The organism is Dyella sp. GSA-30, from assembly GCF_027924605.1.
In the GTDB taxonomy this organism is placed as follows: Bacteria; Pseudomonadota; Gammaproteobacteria; order Xanthomonadales; family Rhodanobacteraceae; genus GSA-30.
In genome coordinates, this window is record NZ_AP027042.1 from 639531 (window position 1) to 660199 (window position 20669).

14 protein-coding genes are annotated in these 20669 nt (G+C 61.0%); 10 read left to right on the plus strand and 4 right to left on the minus strand.

The features are described from left to right. Position 1: 1 nt before the first annotated feature. Positions 2-505, minus strand: a complete 504-nt coding sequence (locus tag QMG46_RS02950; RefSeq protein WP_281850964.1) for a nuclear transport factor 2 family protein — start codon at positions 503-505, stop codon at positions 2-4. A 187-nt stretch (positions 506-692) separates the two neighbouring features. On the opposite strand from QMG46_RS02950, the gene QMG46_RS02955 reads away from it, so the two are divergent. The 5 genes from QMG46_RS02955 to QMG46_RS02975 all read left to right on the plus strand — a co-directional run bounded on the left by QMG46_RS02955 (position 693) and on the right by QMG46_RS02975 (position 9314). Continuing rightward, positions 693-1310: a ParB-like protein gene (locus tag QMG46_RS02955; RefSeq protein ID WP_281850965.1), complete on the plus strand. Its 618-nt coding sequence runs from the start codon at positions 693-695 to the stop codon at positions 1308-1310. Then, positions 1307-2938, plus strand: a complete 1632-nt coding sequence (locus tag QMG46_RS02960) for a SulP family inorganic anion transporter (protein WP_281850966.1) — start codon at positions 1307-1309, stop codon at positions 2936-2938. The genes QMG46_RS02955 and QMG46_RS02960 overlap by 4 nt, the downstream gene beginning before the upstream one ends. A gap of 186 nt (positions 2939-3124) precedes the next feature. Next, the gene (locus tag QMG46_RS02965; protein ID WP_281850967.1) at positions 3125-3784 is read left to right on the plus strand and encodes a glutathione S-transferase family protein; all 660 of its coding nucleotides are present in this window, start codon (positions 3125-3127) and stop codon (positions 3782-3784) included. 682 nt (positions 3785-4466) lie between these two features. Then, complete coding sequence (locus QMG46_RS02970; protein WP_281850969.1) at positions 4467-8438, plus strand: YadA-like family protein; 3972 nt, start codon at positions 4467-4469, stop codon at positions 8436-8438. A gap of 60 nt (positions 8439-8498) precedes the next feature. Continuing rightward, a complete protein-coding gene (locus QMG46_RS02975; RefSeq protein WP_281850970.1) occupies positions 8499-9314 on the plus strand; it encodes an OmpA family protein in 816 nt (271 codons plus the stop codon). 62 nt (positions 9315-9376) lie between these two features. Here QMG46_RS02975 and katG read toward each other — a convergent pair whose 3' ends face one another. Together katG and QMG46_RS02985 are read right to left on the minus strand one after the other, a co-directional pair. After that, positions 9377-11638: a catalase/peroxidase HPI gene (gene katG, locus QMG46_RS02980; RefSeq protein WP_281850971.1), complete on the minus strand. Its 2262-nt coding sequence runs from the start codon at positions 11636-11638 to the stop codon at positions 9377-9379. A 233-nt stretch (positions 11639-11871) separates the two neighbouring features. After that, complete coding sequence (locus QMG46_RS02985) at positions 11872-12780, minus strand: LysR family transcriptional regulator (protein ID WP_281850972.1); 909 nt, start codon at positions 12778-12780, stop codon at positions 11872-11874. A gap of 119 nt (positions 12781-12899) precedes the next feature. Here QMG46_RS02985 and QMG46_RS02990 point away from each other — a divergent pair, with 119 nt between their 5' ends. From QMG46_RS02990 to QMG46_RS03010, 5 genes are all read left to right on the plus strand, one after another. Next, positions 12900-13649: an SDR family NAD(P)-dependent oxidoreductase gene (locus tag QMG46_RS02990; protein WP_281850973.1), complete on the plus strand. Its 750-nt coding sequence runs from the start codon at positions 12900-12902 to the stop codon at positions 13647-13649. Positions 13650-13670: 21 nt separating this feature from the next. After that, complete coding sequence (locus QMG46_RS02995; RefSeq protein WP_281850974.1) at positions 13671-14069, plus strand: nuclear transport factor 2 family protein; 399 nt, start codon at positions 13671-13673, stop codon at positions 14067-14069. A 373-nt stretch (positions 14070-14442) separates the two neighbouring features. Beyond that, positions 14443-15153, plus strand: coding sequence for a DUF899 family protein (locus tag QMG46_RS03000; RefSeq protein WP_281850975.1), 711 nt, complete (start codon positions 14443-14445; stop codon positions 15151-15153). Between the two features lie 398 nt (positions 15154-15551). Continuing rightward, on the plus strand, positions 15552-18572 hold the full coding sequence (locus QMG46_RS03005; RefSeq protein WP_281850976.1) for a TonB-dependent receptor: 3021 nt from the start codon (positions 15552-15554) through the stop codon (positions 18570-18572). 324 nt (positions 18573-18896) lie between these two features. Continuing rightward, positions 18897-19169 carry a hypothetical protein gene (locus QMG46_RS03010; protein ID WP_281850978.1) on the plus strand — a complete coding sequence of 91 codons (273 nt, stop codon included), beginning with the start codon at positions 18897-18899 and terminating at the stop codon, positions 19167-19169. 601 nt (positions 19170-19770) lie between these two features. Here QMG46_RS03010 and QMG46_RS03015 read toward each other — a convergent pair. Continuing rightward, complete coding sequence (locus tag QMG46_RS03015) at positions 19771-20655, minus strand: LysR family transcriptional regulator (RefSeq protein WP_281850979.1); 885 nt, start codon at positions 20653-20655, stop codon at positions 19771-19773. Between the last annotated feature and the right edge of the window lie 14 nt (positions 20656-20669).

The window sequence follows — 20669 nt, forward strand, 5'->3', positions numbered from 1 at the left end:
TCTAGCCCTTGGGCGGCAGGTTCGCCGAATAGGTCATGGACGTGATTTTCCAGCCGCCATCGGTCTTGATCAGGTGCCAGGTCTCGCTACCGCGATTGTTCTGCGCGCCATTGAGAAGAAACACGAAGTCGAAGTACACCGAAGCGACCGCACCATCGGTATCGATGCGGACATTGCTGAACTTCTCTTCCATCGCCTCCTTGCTGGTGGCGACCATCTGCACGAACTCGGTGTAACTGCCTTGCTTGTACTTTGGCGCGCTCGGCGACCTGGCCTTGATCCGCGCATAGGAGTCGTCGGACAGCACGGTGAACCAGGCACCGCCCTGCGGCAGGAACAGGCCGCCCAGCGTCTTCCCGTCCTTGGCGACGATGGCCTTCTGAAAAGCGTCGACGACATGCTGGATGTCCTGTTGCGCAGGCGAGGTGGCGGTTGCCGCCAGCGTCGCACAAGGAAAGCCGATGGCTGCCGCAAGAAATAATCCGATCGGGGCAAAGCGATTCATGAGTTGGCATCCTTCGCCGGCAACCGTCCGGCGTTGTGTCATTGAAGCCACAAGGCGGGTTCGCAGGCCATAGCTAGCCCGGCTTGTTGCGCCAGGACGTTTGCTGGGTGCGGCAGGCCGTCGGTGAGCGCTACAGTTGTCTCGGTTGGGCTACGCTCGGCCCACCGATCACCGAGAGGAACTGCAGATGTCCACACCGCATGTGCGCCACCCCTTGCTCTCCGTCGCGCCAGACAAACTCCGCCCCACCCAGATCACGGTCGGCAAGGCCGAGGTTGCCGATAAACGCAGCGTATGGCGCAGCCTCGGCAAGAAAAAACGCAAGGAGCTGATCGACGCACACTGGTTTCCCGGCGTGATCGGACCCAAGGGCAAGATTTATATCGTCGATCACCACCACCTGGGCCTCGCCTTGCTCGAAGAAGGGGCCAAGAGCGTGCCGGTGATGGTGCAGCGCGATTTTTCATGGCTGGAGCAGGATATTTTCTGGCGCACCATGGAGTTCAACCGCTGGGCCCATCCGTACGATCAGCACGGGAACCGCACCAGTTACGACGCCATCCCCGCCAGCCTGGACAAGCTGGCCGACGACGCTTACCGCACGCTTGCGGCACGCGTGCGTGTCGCCGGAGGTTATTCGAAAGACGCTACGCCTTATGCGGAGTTTCTGTGGGCGGAGTTCTACCGCCGGCAATTGCCGCTACCGGGCGGCAAGGTGAGCGCCAAGACATTGCAGCAGGCCTTGTTGCTTGCTCACGGGCACGAGGCGGCGTATCTGCCGGGCTGGTCCGGCACTATCGAATGAGCACGTCGAACACCGTCGGCACGGATGTCCTGGCAGGTTTGTCGATCGCCGGTTTGCTCCTGCCCGAGGCGGTGGCGTACTCGGGCATCGCCGGCCTGCCGCCACAGGCGGGCGTGATCGCGTTGTTTGCCGGCTTGGTCTGCTATGGGCTATTGGGACGCAGCCGCTACGCCATCGTGTCGGCCACTTCGTCCTCGGCTGCGGTACTGGCTGCGGGAACCCTGGCCCTGGCCGGCAACGATCAGGTATCGCGAGCGGCCATCGCCGCCACCCTCGTGTTGCTTACCGGAGGCTGCTTTCTGATTGCCAGCGTGGCACGCCTGGGCGGTCTTTCGCATTTGATCGCCCGGCCTGTGCTGCGTGGCTACACCTTCGGTCTGGCCTGCGTGATCGCATTGAAGCAGCTGCCGAATCTGATGGGTGTGCCCGGCCTGCACGGCGACTTCGTCCCGCTGCTGCTGGCGAACCTGCTCGGGGATCTGATGCGGGTTCAACCGGTCACGCTGGCATGCGGCCTTGTCGCGTTGGCGTTGCTGTTCGTCGGCGAACGCGTGCGACACCTGCCTGGCAGTCTGTTGGTGATCGTGTTGGGCGTGGCGGCATCGGGATGGTTGACCCAACATGGCGTGGCCTTGACCGGTGAGATTCGTCTCGTCCCCGCCTGGACCTGGCCAAGCTGGCCCACGAGCGACCAATGGCTGCCAAGCGTGGAACTGGCGGCAGCCCTGCTGCTGATTCTCTATGCCGAGTCATACAGCTCGATCCGTGGCTTTGCGCTCAAGCACGGCGACAGCGTCAACCCCAACCGCGACCTGGCCGTGCTTGGTGTCGCCAACGCGGTGTCCGGCTTGTTGCATGGCATGCCGGTTGGTGCCGGCTATTCGGGCACGTCGGCCAATGAAGCGGCCGGCGCACAATCCCGTATATCGGGCCTGGTTGCCGCCGGCTGTGTCTTGTTGATGGTGTTGCTGTTGCTGCGCTGGATCGAACGCATTCCCCAACCGGTATTGGCCGCGATCGTGATCCATGCGGTCAGCAAATCGTTGCGACTGACAGTGTTCACGCCATATCTGCGTTGGCATCGCGATCGGCTCGTTGCCTTGGCTGCCGTGCTCGCGGTGCTATCGTTGGGCATTCTCAATGGCTTGCTGGTGGCGATCGCATTCAGTCTGATCATGCTGTTGCGGCAGCTGGCAGCCGCGAGGCTCAGCGTGCTCGGGCAATTGGCCGGTGGTCATGACTTTGTCGATATCGCGATACATCCCGATGCCGTCGAGTTGCCCGGCCTGCTGATCGTGCGGCCCGAAGAGCCGCTGTTTTTCGCCAATGCCGAAGCCGTGTTGGCGCAGGTGAGGCATCGCGTACAAGACCATGCCGACTTGAAGCGGGTGATCCTGAGCCTGGAAGAATCGCCCGATCTCGACGGCACCACGCTTGAATCGTTGGGTGATCTTGTGACCTGGCTCGATGCGCATGGCATCGAGTTGTGCGTAGCGCGATTGAAAGACGTCGCGCGCGATGCGTTGTTGCGCATGGCGTTGCCGCAGCTCACTCCGGAAACGCTGGATTATTGGAGTGTAGAAGATGCCGTGCGGGCTGCCTCAGGCACACAAACTACGCAGACTTAGCCGACGTCGGCACTTTGAGGTAGCAAAGTAATTGTGGCGGTACGGCGACGGTTGCAGCGGCGCCAACAAAATCGAGGTTTTGTGACAAAAGCCCTGACAAGACCCATAGGGGTCTGAGTCTGTCGATTTCGTCTGCTCTCGTTCGTCATCTAATGGAATAGCCTCCATCCAGTCACGGTGATCCACATGCCCCTGAAGCTCTACGCCCATCCCTTTTCCTCCTACAGCCAGAAAGCATTGATTGCGCTCTATGAGAACGGCACCCCGTTCGAATGGCGCCTGCTGTCGGGTGAAAACCCCGAGGTACTGAAGGAATTTGCAGCGATGTGGCCGATCGGGCGCTTTCCCGTACTGGTGGACGGCGACCGTACGGTGACCGAGGCCACCACGATCATCGAGTACCTAGGCCTGTATCATCCCGGCCCCGTGCAACTGCTGCCCTCGGATCCGCGCGCCGCACTCGAGGTGCGTCACATGGATCGCTTCTTTGATAACTACATCTCCACCCCGCAGCAGAAGATCGTGTTCGACCATATGCGCGCCGAAGACGAGCGCGACAGCTACGGCCTGGCCAAAGCCCGGCGCATGCTGGAAACCGCTTATGGCTGGCTCGACAAGGTGATGGCCGACCGGGAATGGGCAGCCGGCGACCAGTTCACTCTGGCCGACTGCGGTGCCGCACCGTTCCTGTTTTATGCGGACTGGTCGCATCGCATCGACACGTCGTTTGCGCATGTCATTGCGTATCGGAAGCGTCTGCTGGCTCGGCCTTCCGTGGTGCGTGCGGTGGATGAAGCGCGTCCCTACCGATCGCTGTTTCCACTGGGCGCTCCCGACCGCGACTGATTTTTCGTGACGCGGCTGGCTCGAATGAGTGCTACAAAGCAGGCCCTTCTATTCGGCAGCCATTACGAATTAATCAGATTTGTCTGCCGTTATTACATTAATGCAATCATTGCGGAACGACTTTCGTCAGTCCGTGCTTACACACGCATTCTTATCGCAAGCTGTCATGACTGCAGTCGCTCCGACACAAATAGAGAAATTTTCAGCATTGCCTGTTAATGCGTTAGCCAAAAATAAAATAGATCGTGACAAACTGTGACGTAATTCATATTTGTCTTATGTATTACTACTCACAAAGTTCTTCTTCTAGTGCCATTCTCTGAGCGCGACAGCCGAACTTCAGTTTTAAGGGATCCCACGCATCTCAATCGGGAGCGCGTGGAGCGTGTGGCTGAAAAATAGGGATGTCGCACCAGCAGAACGAAGCGAATCAGGCCGATTTCCCCAGTCATGCCGTTTCGTTTGAGTTTCGATACATAAAACAGGGGCCGAGCAGGTTCTTAAGTAGCCGAGCGCATCGATTAGATTTTTGGCTTTTTCAAAAAAACGTTCATGCCATAGCGTGAGCGCGGGTTTTTTTGTCCTGCGCTCAGGCTCGACGCATGCGCGACAGGTCTTTTGCGCCCTGCACTTTGTCCTGACCGTATCCCCGATGCCAAACCAGCCATATAGGGAGTCAGGCATGAACAAGATCTATCGAAAGATATGGAGCCGCGCGCTGAATCAGCTCGTGGTGGTTTCGGAGCTGGCCTCGTCTCATTCCAGTGGTGGACAGGGACAGCAAGCAACCGGGCGCTCATCACTATCGCGGCCACGACCGGGAATCTTGATCTTGCTGGCGGCAGCGGGCGGGATCGGCTGGGTTTTGCCGGCGCACGCTCAATCGGTGGACTGCAACCCGGCGCCCTATAACGCCTATAACAGCACCGCCTCGTGCATGGGCTTGGGCGCCACGGCCAGCGGAGTCGGAGCGACTGCGCTGGGTTCGATCTCCAACGCTTCCGTACTGGGTGCGCTTGCGGTGGGATACGCCGCGCAGAGTACGGGACAGAACGGCGTAGCCGTTGGCTTTCAAGCCAATGCGGCCTTTATCAACTCTATTTATATCGGAGCGCGCACCGCAGCCGGCACGGGAGCACTAGCCGGTAGCGCCATCGCTATCGGCACCGATGTCACAGCTTCCGGTAACGCTTCCATTGCATTTGGAGCCACTGCGAAAGCCGTCGCCGGTAACGCCATAGCTTTCGGCACGTCGAGCTCCGTCGACGTGAACTCCACCAACAGCGTTGCTATCGGCCCTTCGGCCAAAGCGACCGGCGCTATCAATGCCGTCGCTCTCGGTGCGTCTGCCCTCGCCACCACGGGGCAGGGAACCGCCTTGGGTGCCTTTACGCTTGCCGCCTCCGACGGAGCGACGGCAGTGGGACTTTCGTCGCAAAGCACGGCCACCCATGCGACCGCCGTGGGTTGGCAAGCCGATGCGACGGCTCTCAATGCGATCTATCTGGGTGCTCGCACCACCGGCACTGGCGCGTCAGCCGAGTCGGCCACGGCCATCGGTACGGATGTAAACGCCTCGGGCACGTATTCCATCGGCATGGGTCTGCAGGCAAACGCAAGCCAGACCGATGCTATCGCCATCGGCAGGCAGGCCTTGGCCAGCGGTCTGAATTCGATGTACCTGGGGTCGCGTCCCAGCGGCATCGCCGGCAGCGGCGCGACGGCAAACAATGCCATTGGGGTAGGCATCGATGTCACTGCCAGCGGGGTGGGCTCGGTGGCGCTCGGCAACTTTACGATTGCGTCGGGTCTGAACAGTGTTGCTGTGGGCGACAGTGGGGCAACCGCTAACAACACCACGGCCATCGGCGTTGGTTCGCAGGCGCAAGCAGTCTCCACCGTCGCGATCGGCGACACCAACACCGTGGTCGCCGCGGCAGGCCCGGGCTCCATCGCCGGCGGCCACAATTCGCGCGTGAACGGCGGCACCGGCGCCGTGGCGCTCGGTGAAGGACAGATCGCCAACGGCAACGGCGCGGTGGCTATCGGCGATCCGAATTCCGCCAACGGTAACGGCGCAGTGGCGACCGGTGCCAACGACACCGCCAATGGCGATGGCGCGGTAGCTATCGGCAACAACAACAATGCGCAAGGCGTCGGCTCGGTCGCACTAGGTAACGGCAGCAGCGCACTGGCCGCCGGCGCGGTCGCTTTCGGCAATGCGGCCGTCGCCAACAACGCGAACGATGTCGCACTAGGTTCCGGCTCGACCACGACGACTGCCGTGGGCACCCCGAACACCGTCATCAACGGCAACACCTATGCCTTTGCCGGCACCAACCCGACCAGCACGGTAAGCGTGGGCGCGTTGAACACGGAGCGCACCATCACCAATGTCGCCGCAGGCCGGATCAGTGGCTCCAGCACGGATGCCATCAACGGCTCGCAGTTGTTTGGGACCAACCAGGCGGTCACGACGTTGGGCACCACGGTCACCAACCTCGGCAACACCATCGCCACCAGCATCGGCGGCGGCACCACCTACAACCCGACGACCGGCGCCATAACGACGAGCGTCACCTACGGCGGCAATACATACACTTCGCTGCAACAGGTGTTCAACCAGATCGATGGCGCGGTGGATGGCGGCGGCGGCATCAAGTATTTCCACGCCAACTCCACCCTGGCCGACTCGCAAGCTACTGGCGCGAACAGCGTTGCGATCGGACCGGTGTCCAACGCCACCACAGTCAATGCCGTTTCGATCGGCAATGGCGCCACCGCCGGCACCAACGCGGGCGACGTAGCGCTGGGTGCCGGTTCGGCGACGGGGGCCGTGGTGCAGACGGGCAGCGGCACGATCGCGGGCACGACCTATACCTATGCCGGCGCGACGCCGACCAGCACGGTAAGCGTGGGCACCGTGGGCAATGAGCGCACGATCACCAACGTGGCGGCAGGACAGGTGAACGGATCGAGCACGGATGCGATCAACGGCTCGCAGTTGTTCGCCACGAACCAGGCCGTGGACAACCTGAGCAACGTGGTCGCCGCCAGCGCTACGCACTACTACAGCGTCAACGACAACGGCGTGCAGGGCGGCAACTACGCCAACAACGGCGCAGCCGGTCTCAACGCGCTGGCCGCGGGCGTGGGTGCCACGGCGACCGCAGACAGCGGTACCGCATTGGGCCAGAACAGCGGCGTCTCGGTACTGGGCGGCGTGGGGCTGGGCTCGGGTGCGGTGTCCGACCGGGCCATCGCACCGACCTCCGGCTCCATCACCGTGGGCACCAACACCATCCCGTACAACACTACCGACCGCAATCTGCTTGGTGCGGTCTCGGTCGGCAACGCAACCGATTTCCGCCAGATCACCAACGTGGCGGACGGCACACAGGATCAGGATGCCGTGACCTTGCGTCAGTTGAAGGGCGCGATGAGTTCGTTCTCGGTTACGCCGATCAAGTACTTCCACGCCAACTCCAACGCATCCGATTCGTTGGCAGTAGGCGCGGAGTCGGTAGCCATCGGTCCGCAGACCACGGTGAATGGCGATAACGGCATCGGCATGGGTAACGGCGCGATCGTGCAGCAGACCGCACCGGGCGGCACAGCGATCGGTCAGAACGCCACCGTCAATCTCGCCGACGGCGTAGCCCTCGGTACCAATGCCACCTCCAATGGCATTCAGGCGTTGGCCTTGGGCGCGGGGTCGCAGGCGGCCTTTGCAAGCAGCGTGGCCTTGGGTTCCGGATCGCAGACCGATGCAGCGGTGGGTACCGCCAGCACCGCACTCGATGGCGTGACGTACAGCTTTGCCGGTACGACGCCGGGATCAACGGTAAGCATAGGCAGTGCGGGTGCGGAGCGCACACTCACCAACCTGGCAGCGGGCCGCATCAGCGGCAGCAGTACGGATGCGATCAACGGCTCGCAGCTGTATGCCACCAACCAGTCGCTGGGCTCGCTCTGGACGCAGTTCAACAACCTCGCCAGCGTCGTCAACAACCTGCCGCCGGGCGGTGGTGGCGGCGGTACCAACACGGTGAACAACACGTTCCAGACCAGCACCGACAACACCACGCCTGCGTCGTCCACGGGCAGCAACTCGACCGCGGCGGGTGCCGGCTCCAACGCATCGGGCAATAACAGTACGGCCATCGGCTCCGGCTCCACCGCCAGCGGCGACAATAGCGTCGCGATCGGTGCAGGTTCGCAGGCAACGCAGGCCAATTCGGTGTCGGTGGGCGCGGCAGGTCATGAGCGCACGATCACCAATGTCGCGGCTGGCGTGAACCCCACCGATGCGGTCAACGTGAGCCAGCTCGACGATGCCATTAACGCCGCCAAGAACTGGTCGAAGGACTATGTCGACCAGCGCTTTCAGGGCGTGGACCAGGAACTCAATCGCATCGGCAATCGTGCCAATGCCGGCATCGCCTCGGCGATGGCGATGGCGAGCCTGCCGCAGGCGTATCAGCCCAATCAGAGTTCTGCTGCTGTAGCACTGGGCAGTTTCCACGGTGAATCGGGCATAGCCGTCGGCGTGTCGACCATCACCGAGAGCGGCCGCTACGTGTTCAAGCTCAACGCCACCACCAACTCGCGCGGCGATGCCGGCGCGGGCGTGGGCGCGGGCGTGGTCTGGTAATGGGCGCCGCTCGGCGCCAAGCGCCGGGGCGCCTCCCGAAAGCATCGAGGAGTCATCGATATGCATAAGTCATGGAAACAGATCAACGTGGCGATCGCCGCCACATTCGCACTGGCCGCCTGCGGCAACGTCAGTCACGACGTGGCCAAGGATGGGCACTCGGCCGGGGAACTGGTGTGGCCGGCAACCAACGATGTTACGCCCATGCACAAGGGCGGCACGTTCCCGAATCTGCATAACTTGCGGCAGATGCGGGCAGGCCTCAACAAGCAGCAAGTCTCAGACCTGATCGGCTATCCGCATTTCAGCGAAGGCGTGTGGGGCGTGCGCGAGTGGAACTACGTGTTCAACTTCCGCAAGCCCGATAGCGACGAAGTGACGGTGTGTCAGTACAAGGTGCTGTTCGACGATGGCAAGGTCGCGCGCAGCTTCTACTGGAAACCTGAGTCGTGCGCCGCGCTGCTTGAAGAGCCGAAGGTAGTTTCCCAGCCGCCTAAGGAAGAAGAAGCTCCGCAGCAGTTCACGCTTTCGGCCGATGCGCTCTTTGCGTTTGGCAAGGCGGATATTTCGCCCGAGGGAAGAAAGGCATTGGCCGGCGTGGCGACGCAATTGCATGAGCACATCGCACGAGTGCACAGCATCAACGTCACCGGATACACGGATCGTCTTGGTAGTACGACGGGCAACCAGCAGTTGTCCGAACGCAGAGCACATGCCGTGAAGGATGTTCTTGTCGAAGACGGGCTACCTTCGAGCAAGATCCAGACCGAAGGGCGAGGCGAGAGCAATCCGGTGAAGGATTGCGCTGATGGTTCTCGCGCGCTGTTGAAGGCATGTCTGGCGCCTAACCGGCGTGTCGAGGTAAGGGTCGATTAGTAACGATGGGTTGTTCCGACGGTGGCTCAGTCAGCCACCGTCGGAACGGACTACCTTTCTTGTCAGGCGAGATCGAACCGATCCAGGTTCATCACCTTGACCCAGGCCGCGACGAAGTCGCGGACGAATTTCTCCTGCGCATCCGCGCTTGCATAGACTTCGCTCAATGCACGTAGCTGGGCATGCGAACCGAACACCAGATCGACGCGGGTACCGGTCCACTTTGCTGCACCGGTCTTGCGATCACGTCCCTCGAACACGCCCGGCCCCGCCGAACGCGGCGTCCATTCCGTGCCCATGTCGAGCAGGTTGCGGAAGAAGTCGTTGGTCAGCGCTTCGGGCTTCTGCGTGAACACGCCATGCGCGTCCTTTCCGGCATGCACGTTCAGCACACGCAGGCCGCCGATCAGCACCGTCATTTCCGGCGCGGTCAACGTGAGCAATTGCGCCTTGTCGATCAGCAACGCTTCGGCCGGGACGCGGTACTTGCCCTTGAGGTAATTGCGGAAGCCATCGGCAATCGGCTCGAGTGCCGCTACCGACTCCACATCGGTCTGCGCTTGCGAAGCGTCCGCACGGCCCGGCGTGAAAGCCACGGTCACCGAATGGCCCGCGTTCTTCGCCGCCTGTTCGACACCGGCGCTGCCGGCCAGCACGATCAGGTCGGCCAGCGAAATCTTCTTGCCACCGGACTGCGCACCGTTGAACTCACTCTGGATGCCTTCGAGCGTCTTGAGCACCTTCGCCAGTTGCTCGGGCTGGTTGACCTCCCAATCCTTCTGCGGTGCGAGGCGAATGCGTGCGCCATTGGCGCCACCGCGCTTGTCGGAACCGCGGAACGTCGATGCCGATGCCCAGGCCGTCGATACCAGCTGCGAGACGGACAGTCCCGACGCCAGAATCTTCTGCTTGAGCGAAGCGACATCCTGCGCATCGACCAATGGGTGATTGGCGGCCGGAATGGGGTCCTGCCAGGTCAATTCTTCGCTCGGCACTTCCGGGCCTAGATAGCGTGCGCGCGGCCCCATGTCGCGGTGGGTCAGCTTGAACCAGGCGCGGGCAAACGCATCGGCGAATTGCTCGGGGTGCTCCAGAAAACGACGCGAGATCTTCTCGTAGGCCGGATCGAAGCGCAGCGAAAGATCGGTAGTGAGCATCGTCGGCAGCAGCTTCTTCGACGGATCATGCGCATGCGGAATGGTTGCCTTGGCATCCTTGGCGACCCATTGGTTCGCACCGGCAGGACTCTTGGTCAGTTCCCATTCGTGGCCGAACAGGTTCTCGAAGAAGCCGTTACCCCACTTCGTCGGCGTCGCGGTCCAGGTGACTTCCAGACCGCTGGTAATCGTGTCGCCACCCTTGCCGGTACCGAAGCTGTTCTTCCAGCCCAGGCCCTGATGTTCGAGATCGGCGGCCTCCGGTTCGGGCCCGACATTGTCGGCGGGTCCGGCACCATGCGTCTTGCCGAAGGTATGACCGCCCGCGATCAGCGCGACGGTCTCCTCGTCGTTCATGGCCATGCGCCCGAAGGTCTCGCGAATATCGTGCGCTGCGGCAAGCGGGTCCGGGTTGCCATCCGGGCCTTCCGGGTTGACGTAGATCAGACCCATCTGCACCGCGCCCAACGGATTTTCGAGGTTGCGCCCGCTGTCGGTACGGCTGCGCTCGCTGCCGTGCAACTCTTCGTCGGCCACGATCACGCCTTCGCCGTCTGCGTCGCCGGCAGCGCCCTTGCCGTAGCGGACATCGCCGCCCAGCCAGGTTTTCTCGTTGCCCCAGTAGACGTCCAGATCCGGTTCCCAGGTGTCCTCGCGCCCGCCGGCGAAACCGAAGGTCTTGAAGCCCATGGTCTCGAGCGCAACGTTGCCGCTGAGGATGAACAGGTCGGCCCAGGAAATCTTCTGGCCGTATTTCTGCTTGATCGGCCACAACAGGCGGCGCGCCTTGTCGAGGCTGACGTTATCCGGCCAGCTGTTCAGTGGCGCGAAACGTTGCTGGCCACGCCCACCGCCGCCACGTCCGTCGCCGATGCGATAGGTGCCGGCACTGTGCCAGGCCATGCGGATAAATAGCGGGCCGTAGTGCCCGAAGTCCGCGGGCCACCAGTCCTGCGAATCGGTCATCAGTGCCCCAAGATCCTTCTTCACCGCCGCCAGGTCGAGGCTCTTGAACGCCTTGGCGTAGTCAAAGCCCTGGTCGAGCGGGTCGGATTTGCTCGAATGCTGAGCGAGCAGGTCGAGCCGCAGCTGTTTAGGCCACCAGTCGCGGTTCGTGGTACCGCCACCGGCGGCGTGGTTGAACGGACACTTTGCTTCGTTAGACATGGCAATCTCCTTGGGAAGATCAACTTAGCTAAGTTCTACGAAATAAGATTTCAGTGACGCCCTCATCGAGGGGACGCTAGCTGTCATCCCGTGCCGGCGATCCTGCCGGCTTAGGGAAGTCATGGCATGCGTTGTACGAGTATGACGCGCGGCGAGAGAATTACCGTAAAACTTATGTCAACGAGCCACGGCTCCCTGTCTCAAACCATGTCAAAAACTCGGTTCTTGCGTTTTTAACCGGAAAGCTGCGATTCGAATCGTTCCGCCACCCAGTCGATGAATACGCGTAACCGATTGGACACATGACGATTCGGCGGGTAGACCAGGTGCAGCGGATAAGGTTTGGGGCGCCATGTCGACAAGACCTCGTGCAGCTCGCCGCGGGCAACGGCATCGCGTGCGACAAACGCGAAGGTCTGAATAACCCCAAGGCCAGCCAGGCCGGCGGCGAAATGGGTGTTGCTTTCGTTGATGCCGACGACATGCCGCGCGGCGATCTCAAGCCGACGTCCGCTTTTCTCGAAACGCATCGGCAGAATGCGCCCCGTACGCGCCGATAGATAGTTCACCACCCGATGCGCCGGTGTATCGAGGTCCTCGGGGCGCTTCGGCACACCGTATCTGTCGATGTATTGAGGCGACGCGCAGGTAATCCATCGTGCGTGGGCGATGGTTCGTGCGATCAGGCCGGGATCGGTCAGCGGGCCGCCGCGAATCACACAGTCGATGTTGTCGCCGATCAGATCGACATGGCGATCGGATACACCCAGGTCGATGCGTATATCGGGATAGCGGGCGAGAAATTCCGGCAGCGCGGGTATCAACAGGCGATCGGCCACGGAAGAGCCAAGATCGACACGAAGATGACCGCGGGGCCGCGATTGGGCCACGCTGAAACTCCCATCGATGTCTTCCAGTTCCTTGATGACCCGAGCGCTTTTCTCGTAGTACGTCGCGCCGTCGGGCGTCACCGCCACGCGCCGTGTCGTGCGCTGAAGCAACTGCACACCCAGATGCGTTTCCAGCGTCTGCACCAGCTTGCTGACCGTGGCCTTGGGAAGCTGCAAGGAATCGGCTGCCTTGGTGAAGTTGCCGGCTTCGACAACGCGGGCGAAAGCACGAATAGCGAGCAACTGGTCCATGACAATTGTCCATACAAGTGGATAAAGAAGATCGTTATATCGACTTTATCAGACAACGCCCCAGGCCTAACTTGGTGACATCGGCATCAAGCCGTTTATCCCGAACCCAAGGAAAAGCCATGAATACGTCACTGAAGAACAAGATTGCACTAATCACCGGCGCGAGCACCGGTATCGGCCTGGCATCGGCCCAGGAGCTGGCCGCCCGAGGCGCCAAGGTCTACATCACGGGGCGTCGCCAGGACGAACTCGATGCGGCCGTTGCCGCGATCGGCCACGCGGCGGTAGGCATCCGCGCGGATGCATCGAACCTGCAGGATCTCGATCGCGTGATGGCGCAGATCAAAAACGAGGCCGGCCACCTCGATGTGCTGTTCACCAACGCCGGCGGCGGCGACATGCTGCCCCTGGGCGCGATTACCGAGGAGCATTTCGACCGCATTTTCGCCACCAACGTGAAGGGCGTGCTGTTTACCGTGCAAAAGGCACTTCCTTTGCTGGTCGACGGCGGCGCGGTGATTCTCAATGGCTCGACCACCACGGTGCAAGGCACCGAGAATTTCAGCGTCTACAGCGCCAGCAAGGCAGCGGTGCGCAACTTCGCCCGCTCCTGGTTGCTCGATCTGAAGGCGCGCAGCATTCGCGTCAATGTCGTCAGTCCCGGTCCGGTACGTACGCCTGGTCTGGCCGGTCTGGTACCCGCGGAACATCAGGAAGGCTTGTTCAATCACCTGGCCAGCATGGTCCCGATGGGGCGGCTTGGCGAACCTGAAGAAATTGCCAAGGTGGTGGCGTTCCTTGCGTCGAGCGATGCGAGCTTTATCAACGGCATCGAGTTGTTTGTCGATGGCGGCGCCGCGCAAATCTGACCACGACTTCAGGAGACTGTCATGCATACCCCTACTCAGTTATTGCAAGCCTATCTGGCGGAAATCCAGGACCCGGCGGCGGTCGCCGCCTTGTTCGCCGAAGACGGCGTGCTTGAATTGCCGGCACTCTCGTCCATGGGTATCGACGCACGTGCGCAAGGGCCGGCGGCTATCGAGAGATTCATTACCGGTTTGCTTACCAATGTTCCGGACTTCCGCTTCAAGAACGTGCAGATCCTGATGGAAACGGCGGACCAGGTCTTTGCCGAATACAGCATCGAGGCGCAGGTGCTCTCCACTGGGAAGCTGTACCGCCAGACGTATGCCGGGCGGCTGGTCATGCAGGACGGAAAGATCAAGCTGCTGCGCGAATCGCTCGATACACTGGCGGCGTACCGCGCATTCACCAAGGACGTCTGAACGGCTCACGTGTCCGCGGAACCCGGCAACTGGCCGCCCTCTCCTGTCCGGTCAGTTGCCGAGTTGTCCGCGGACGCTGGACAGCAGGCAGGCCATCATCCGTGAAATGGCTCAACCATGCGGTTTTTCGGCTCTTTTAAAGCTTGGCACGCCCTTTGCCATCTCTACCGTGAAAGCCCAACCACTCACGGAGAACGATCATGAAATTCGAAAACCTGCTGCTGCGTAGCCTGTTCACCGCCTGCTCGCTGGCCTGCCTGCTCACCCTGGGATCGATGCTGGTCTGATATGTCGATTTCCCGATCTCCCATTCGTCGGATAGACAGGGCGTCCGCTGTGACCGCTGGCGCCCGTCTTCCACTGGAGATCGTTCATGGCGCATACCTCACCTCTTGTTCCGGCTGTTGAGCTTGCCAAGCGCAACGGCATGACCTTTCCCAACGAAAGCGATGCCTATCGCCAGGCTCGCAATGCACTGCTGGCCGAAGAAATCGAGTTGCGGCGGCATATCGAGCGTGTTGCAGAACAGCGACGGGCTCTGCCGCCTGGCGGCGAGGTCAGCGGCGACTATCGCTTTGAAGACGAACACGGCCCCTGCGACTTCGCGGCGCTGTTCGGCGACAAGCAGACCCTGGTTGTCTACAGCTTCATGTATGGCCCGCAGCGCGAACGTCCGTGTCCGATGTGCACGTCGATGCTCAGCGCGTGGGACGGCGAAGCCCGCGATATGGAGCAGCGCATTGCGCTGGCGGTCGTCGCACGGTCGCCGATCGATCGTCTGCTGGCTTTCAAAAAGCAACGTGGCTGGCGTGGCCTGCACCTGTACTCCGATACGAACGGCCTTTTTAGCCGCGACTACCACGGTATCGGCGAGGACGGCGGCGACGATGCCGCGGTCAATGTGTTTACCCGGCGCGACGGGACCATCCGGCATTTCTGGTCCGGAGAGATGGGCATGGAGACCTCCGATCCTGGGCAGGATCCGCGCGGCGCGCCCGACCTGATGCCGATCTGGACCGTGCTGGATATGACGCCTGAGGGGCGTGATCCGCATTGGTATCCGAGGCTTGATTACGGCAATTGAGAGCGGAAGGCTCGCTTCGCATCGCCTCTTGTGCCCCCTCACCCCAGCCCTCTCCCCCGGCAAAGCCAGGGGAGAGGGAGCCAGGTTGCGCAAGTACGAAACACTGAAGCCGCCTCAGTCAACTCCCTCTCCCTGGCTCTGCCGGGGGGAGAGGGTTGGGGTGAGGGGGGCTTCGAGCAATACCGTAAGAACCCCCCGTTCTATCGACATGCGGACAAGTCATGTCGTTTAGCCGTCTATACGCCTGTCGTGACATGTTACGTTTACGTCACGCTGCATCGCAGCAATCACGACGAGTGCGCCAGCGCCCTGCCCACGGCAAGGGCGGCAGGGATGGCTTTGGCAGCTTGATTGATCGGCGACATGTATCGCTGCCCTCCCCAGTTCGAAGAATGGCCTTGAAAACTACCTATTTGCCCACGCTTTATTTCCCCAGGCTCAAAGCGAGCGCCATCGTTATCGCCGCCGCCCTGGCCGTGGTCGCGCCGGGTGCACATGCCCAATCCACTACCGGCAGCATCTTCGGTCAGGTCCCCGCCGGCAACGGCGAATCTGTGCAGATCAAGGGTTCGACCGGTATCACCCGCGTGGTCAACGTGGATAACCGCGGACGCTACGTGGCTTCCGAATTGCCGGTCGGTACCTATACCGTATCGCTGCTGCGCGACGGCAACGTGGTCGACTCACGCCCGGACGTGAGCCTGCGTGTCGGCACCGGCACGGAAGTTTCCTTCCAGCCGCCAGAAACCAAGGATCTGGGCGGCGTATCGGTCAATGCGACGGCCATCCCGCCGATCGACGTGACCAGCGTCGATTCGCGTACGGTGGTGACCTCGCAGGAGCTGGCGCGCCTGCCATTGGGCCGCTCAGCCGAAGCCATTGCGCTGCTGGCGCCGGGCGTGGTGAACAACAGCGGCGGCTATACCGGCCGCACCGGGCAATCGCTGGTCAGTTTCGGCGGTTCCGCGGCCAGTGAGAATGCTTACTACATCAACGGATTCAACACGACCGATCCGCAACGCGGTTTGGGCGGCATCACGTTGCCGTATGGCGCGATCGATCAACAGGAAATCTATACCGGCGGCTATAGCGCGCAATACGGCCGCTCCGATGGCGGCGTCATCAACATGGTTGGCAAGCGCGGTACGAACGAATGGCATTTTGGCGCACAGGTGCTGTGGGAGCCGGAATTTGCGCGCGCCGACGGCACCGATACGTTCTATACGCAAGGCCTGCCCGCTTCGCCGGTAGCCGGCAATCTTTACGCGCCCAACAGCAAGAATCGCCAATGGACCACCACCTACGACGCCTATGTCGGTGGCCCGCTGATCAAGGACAAGCTGTTTCTGTTTCTTGCCGCCGAAGCGTCACGGCAGGATGGCACCACCGTAAACAACGTGTCCAAAGCGCAGCCGTATGTGAGCTACCACGACACTCTGCCCAAGTGGTACGGCAAGCTCGACTGGAACATTACCGATAGCAACATTCTCGAGCTGACCGGTGCGTCGAACAAAGAGCGCACATCGGGCAGCGTCTACGGCTACAACTACAACACGCTTCAGCGCGGCAACTTCATCAACTACGCCGACAACATCAAGACGGGCGGCGATCTCTATACAGCCAAGTTCACCAGCTACATCACCGATGCGCTGACCTTCAGCGCCACCTACGGCAAGATGAACAACGTCAACTATGACGCACCGGGTGGTTATGACGGCAGCCTCACGTATCTGGCCGATATCCAGAACCAGAACCCCGCCTTGAACGGCGGTACGTCGATCGGCAATCGGCAGATTACGCAGTCGCTGTACAACCCCGATCGCCACGACACCAGCAACAATCTGCGCGTCGACCTGACTTACCAACTCGGCGCGCACACGATCTCGGTCGGCCTGGACAACCAGAACTCGCGTGCGATCGCGCAAGGTAGCCAGACCTCGGGCCCCGGCTATTACTGGGACTACGCCTATACGACAACGCCCGGCGTCGCCTTGATTCCCAACCTTGGCGTTGGTGCGCCGGCTAACTATCCCAATGGCGGTTCGGGTTACTACGCGATCCAGTACGTCAACAGCTCGATCGCCAGCGTGCGCTCGGCACAGCGCGCGCAGTACATCGAAGACAAATGGCAGCTCAATGACCGCTGGCTGCTGTCGCTGGGCCTGCGCAACGATCAGTTCACCGACTACAACGCCGACGCGCAGTCGTATATCCGCCAGACGCGGCCGCAATGGGCGCCGCGACTGGGCTTCAGCTGGGACGTCAATGGCGATGCCAGCTTCAAGGTCTACGGCAATGCCGGTCGTTATTACCTTGGCCTGCCCTTGAATCCGGCACTCAACGCCGCGGGCGCATACGTGGCCACGCAGCAGTATTTCACTTACTCGGGTATCGCGGCGGATGGCACACCGACCGGCCTGACGCCGTTCTCCAATGCAGTCTCGCCGAACAACACCTATGGCGTCCTTCCCGATCCCAAGACGGTAACCGCACAGAACCTCAAGCCCGAATACCAGGACGAGTTCATCCTCGGCTTCACCAAGTCGATCGACAGCCAATGGGTCTATGGCGCCAAGCTGACGCAACGTGTCTTGCGCAGTGGCATCGACGACTACTGCGATGTGCCGACAATCGAAAACAAGGCGGCGGCCCTGGGCTACAACGTCAAGGCGACCAATAGCTGCTACCTGATCAATCCTGGCCGCGCCAATACGTTTACCGTCGTGGATAACACCGGCGCGTATCGCAACGTTACGCTGAGCAATGTCGAGATGGGCTTCCCGACGCTCAAGCGCAAGTATTACGGACTCGAAGCCTTTCTCGAACATCCCTTCGACGGCACCTGGTACGGCAAGATCGATTACGTTTTCTCTCGCAGCTACGGCGACACCGAAGGACAGTTACGCTCGGATATCCAGCAGACGGCGGCATCGACCAGCATCGACTGGGACTTCCCCGCACTGATGTCCTCCAGCAACGGTGCGCAGAGCAACGACCACACACACCAGATCAAACTGTTCGGCTATTACCAGATCACGCCGGAATGGCAGGTCTCCGGAAACATCCAACTGGTCTCCGGTAACCCGCGCAATTGCCTTGGCTATTACGGCCCGCAACAGACCGATCCGGATGGCTACGGCAGTTTCTATCATTGGTGCGGCGGCCAGCCATCGCCGCCAGGCACGCATCGCCTTCCTTGGAACAAACAGGTGGATCTGGGCGGCACCTATCGCCCGGCATTCGGCGAAGGCAAGCTGGCGTTTTCGTTGAACATCTTCAATGTGTTCAACTCGCAGACGATTCTCAATGCGTATCCGTTCTACCAGATTTCGCCTGGGACACCGGATCCGTTGTATGGCTCGGCCGTTGAGCGTCAGCAGCCGCGCTATGTGCGGTTGAGTGCGAGTTACGATTATTGAGGTGTTCGTGCAGGAGCGCCCCCTCACCCCAACCCTCTCCCCCGGCATAGCCAGGGGAGAGGGGGCTCACTGAGGGAGCCTCAATGTTTCGCACTTGCCTGGCCTGACTCCCTCTCCCCTGGCTATGCCGGGGGAGAGGGTTGGGTGAGGGGGGCTTTTCAACACACCTCAAGCCATTCGATGTGTATCGGAGTGTATGAACCTCCTACAGCGATACATTTCGATGCCCTTTCGCGGCACACATGACACATCCGGGATAAGTCGAAGCGACCTACTAGGCATGCCGGCCGACGTTCAGGCCCCTTATCGACGGAGAAACTCATCATGAAAAGCAGCAAGCGCATAACCACAGTCCGGACCTTACTGGCCGGAGCGGCGCTGATAGTCAGCACATTGACGATCGCCCATGCCGAATCCACAAACACCAACCAGCAACACAAGCCATCTACGGATATCCACCACACCACGGACAGCCGACCGGATTGGAACGTGGACTATCCATCCCAACTAGGTCCTCAAGGCATCATTACGTCCGACACCGCGACGGTCCACGCGCGGCACGCCAGTGAATTGCCGATCCAGGAGACCCAACGCTGACAGTCCCAGTTTCAGAATTGGAAAAGCCTGGGTCGATGGCCGTTTGATCTCGGCCGTTGTCGTACCACTATGCATCGGAAACTGGCTTCCCAGGTGTTGCTCGGCCAATCGGCCGAAAGCGTATTCCCGCACCTGCACTCAATGCCACTGATGATAGCGCGCCAATCAGAGCACCGCTGAATAGGCCCTTGCGAGCTGAAGTCATAGCAATATCGAACGCGAATGACCGATCATTCATTTGTGGAAACCAATTCATGTAGAAATTAAACGAAGCAAAGACCAGTGCTCCTACCAGAGCCCCGGCAATGCAGAGATTCAATGCACTAAGCCAACGACGGCGTCTGAGCCAGAGAATGTAAGGAAAGGCAACGCAGTACGTCGCCAGTAGTGACAGTGGTAACGAAACGATAAGCACTGCTACAACGGGCACTACGTAACGGTCGCTTGACATCAAGAGCGTACTTACAAGGAAGACCGTTGGGGTAAGCGCGCAAGCCAGCAGACCGATCCAAAGAGCGCGCTTGTGCTGTAAAGAGGTCATATCAATTTAGTTCCTGCCCGATTCGAATGCTAGCCGCCAAACGCCGTAGTCACATGAGAACTAGTGCGACGACTCGCTATAGAAGTCGCAAAGATAACTCACAAATGCATTCACCTTGGGGCTGACCAAACGCCTCGATGCATGCAGCACCCAGGCTTCGACATGCCCTTCCTTCGCGGTGCCCCAACTGACTAGTTCACCGCTGGCCAGCTCGTCGATAAGGACGGAACGCGGCAGCAGGGCCGCCCCCGCGCCGGCACGCACGGCATCGCGGATCAGCAGCGGTGTGGAGAACCACATGATGCCGCGGGGATGAAAGCTGAGGTCCCTGCGGCCGTCCGAGACATTCCAGACAGTCGGCTCGGGCATGCCGGCTCGCAATATCGCCGGAACGGTTTCCGCAGCGCGCTTGCCGGTCGCCTGCCTGGGTTTGTGCAGGGATGCGGACGCAACAACGACCAATGGCGCCTTGAGAAAGCAACGACCGACCAGGTTTTCGTCGCGCCGTGGATTGACGCGAATGACGATGTCGTAGCCGTCCTCAACCAGATCGGTAAAGCGATCTTCCGCTATCACTTCCAATTGCACCTCGGGATAGGCCGCCGCAAAACCCGCGGCCACACGACCCATCGCCGAATGCGCAAAGAAGACGGGCGCGCTTACGCGCAATCGCCCGCGTGCACGCCCCGGACCCGCGCTGACATCCTGGCCGACTTCGGCGATTTCTCCGAGCAGGCTTTCCGTACGTGCATGCAATAGCGCGCCTTCATCGGTAAGCCGAAGCGAATGCGAGCCGCGTTCGATCAGGCGCACGCCAAGGCTTTCCTCCAGCTCGCGCACGCGCCGGGACAAGGTGGCCTTGGGCTGGCCGGTGGCGCGACTGGCGCGGCCAAAACCACCGTGAGTGGCTACCAGATTGAAAAGCGAGAGCGCCGACAGATCCATGAGGTGGTTCCATA

What these genes read in the sequence shown, in the direction of transcription:
- QMG46_RS02995 (WP_281850974.1), top strand. Translation starts at nt 13,671, where the DNA reads ATGCATACCCCTACTCAGTTATTGCAAGCCTATCTGGCGGAAATCCAG.
- QMG46_RS02985 (WP_281850972.1), bottom strand. Translation starts at nt 12,780, where the DNA reads ATGGACCAGTTGCTCGCTATTCGTGCTTTCGCCCGCGTTGTCGAAGCC.
- QMG46_RS03015 (WP_281850979.1), bottom strand. Translation starts at nt 20,655, where the DNA reads ATGGATCTGTCGGCGCTCTCGCTTTTCAATCTGGTAGCCACTCACGGT.
- QMG46_RS03010 (WP_281850978.1), top strand. Translation starts at nt 18,897, where the DNA reads ATGAAAAGCAGCAAGCGCATAACCACAGTCCGGACCTTACTGGCCGGA.
- QMG46_RS02970 (WP_281850969.1), top strand. Translation starts at nt 4,467, where the DNA reads ATGAACAAGATCTATCGAAAGATATGGAGCCGCGCGCTGAATCAGCTC.
- QMG46_RS02975 (WP_281850970.1), top strand. Translation starts at nt 8,499, where the DNA reads ATGCATAAGTCATGGAAACAGATCAACGTGGCGATCGCCGCCACATTC.
- QMG46_RS02960 (WP_281850966.1), top strand. Translation starts at nt 1,307, where the DNA reads ATGAGCACGTCGAACACCGTCGGCACGGATGTCCTGGCAGGTTTGTCG.
- QMG46_RS02955 (WP_281850965.1), top strand. Translation starts at nt 693, where the DNA reads ATGTCCACACCGCATGTGCGCCACCCCTTGCTCTCCGTCGCGCCAGAC.
- katG (WP_281850971.1), bottom strand. Translation starts at nt 11,638, where the DNA reads ATGTCTAACGAAGCAAAGTGTCCGTTCAACCACGCCGCCGGTGGCGGT.
- QMG46_RS03000 (WP_281850975.1), top strand. Translation starts at nt 14,443, where the DNA reads ATGGCGCATACCTCACCTCTTGTTCCGGCTGTTGAGCTTGCCAAGCGC.
- QMG46_RS02950 (WP_281850964.1), bottom strand. Translation starts at nt 505, where the DNA reads ATGAATCGCTTTGCCCCGATCGGATTATTTCTTGCGGCAGCCATCGGC.
- QMG46_RS02990 (WP_281850973.1), top strand. Translation starts at nt 12,900, where the DNA reads ATGAATACGTCACTGAAGAACAAGATTGCACTAATCACCGGCGCGAGC.
- QMG46_RS02965 (WP_281850967.1), top strand. Translation starts at nt 3,125, where the DNA reads ATGCCCCTGAAGCTCTACGCCCATCCCTTTTCCTCCTACAGCCAGAAA.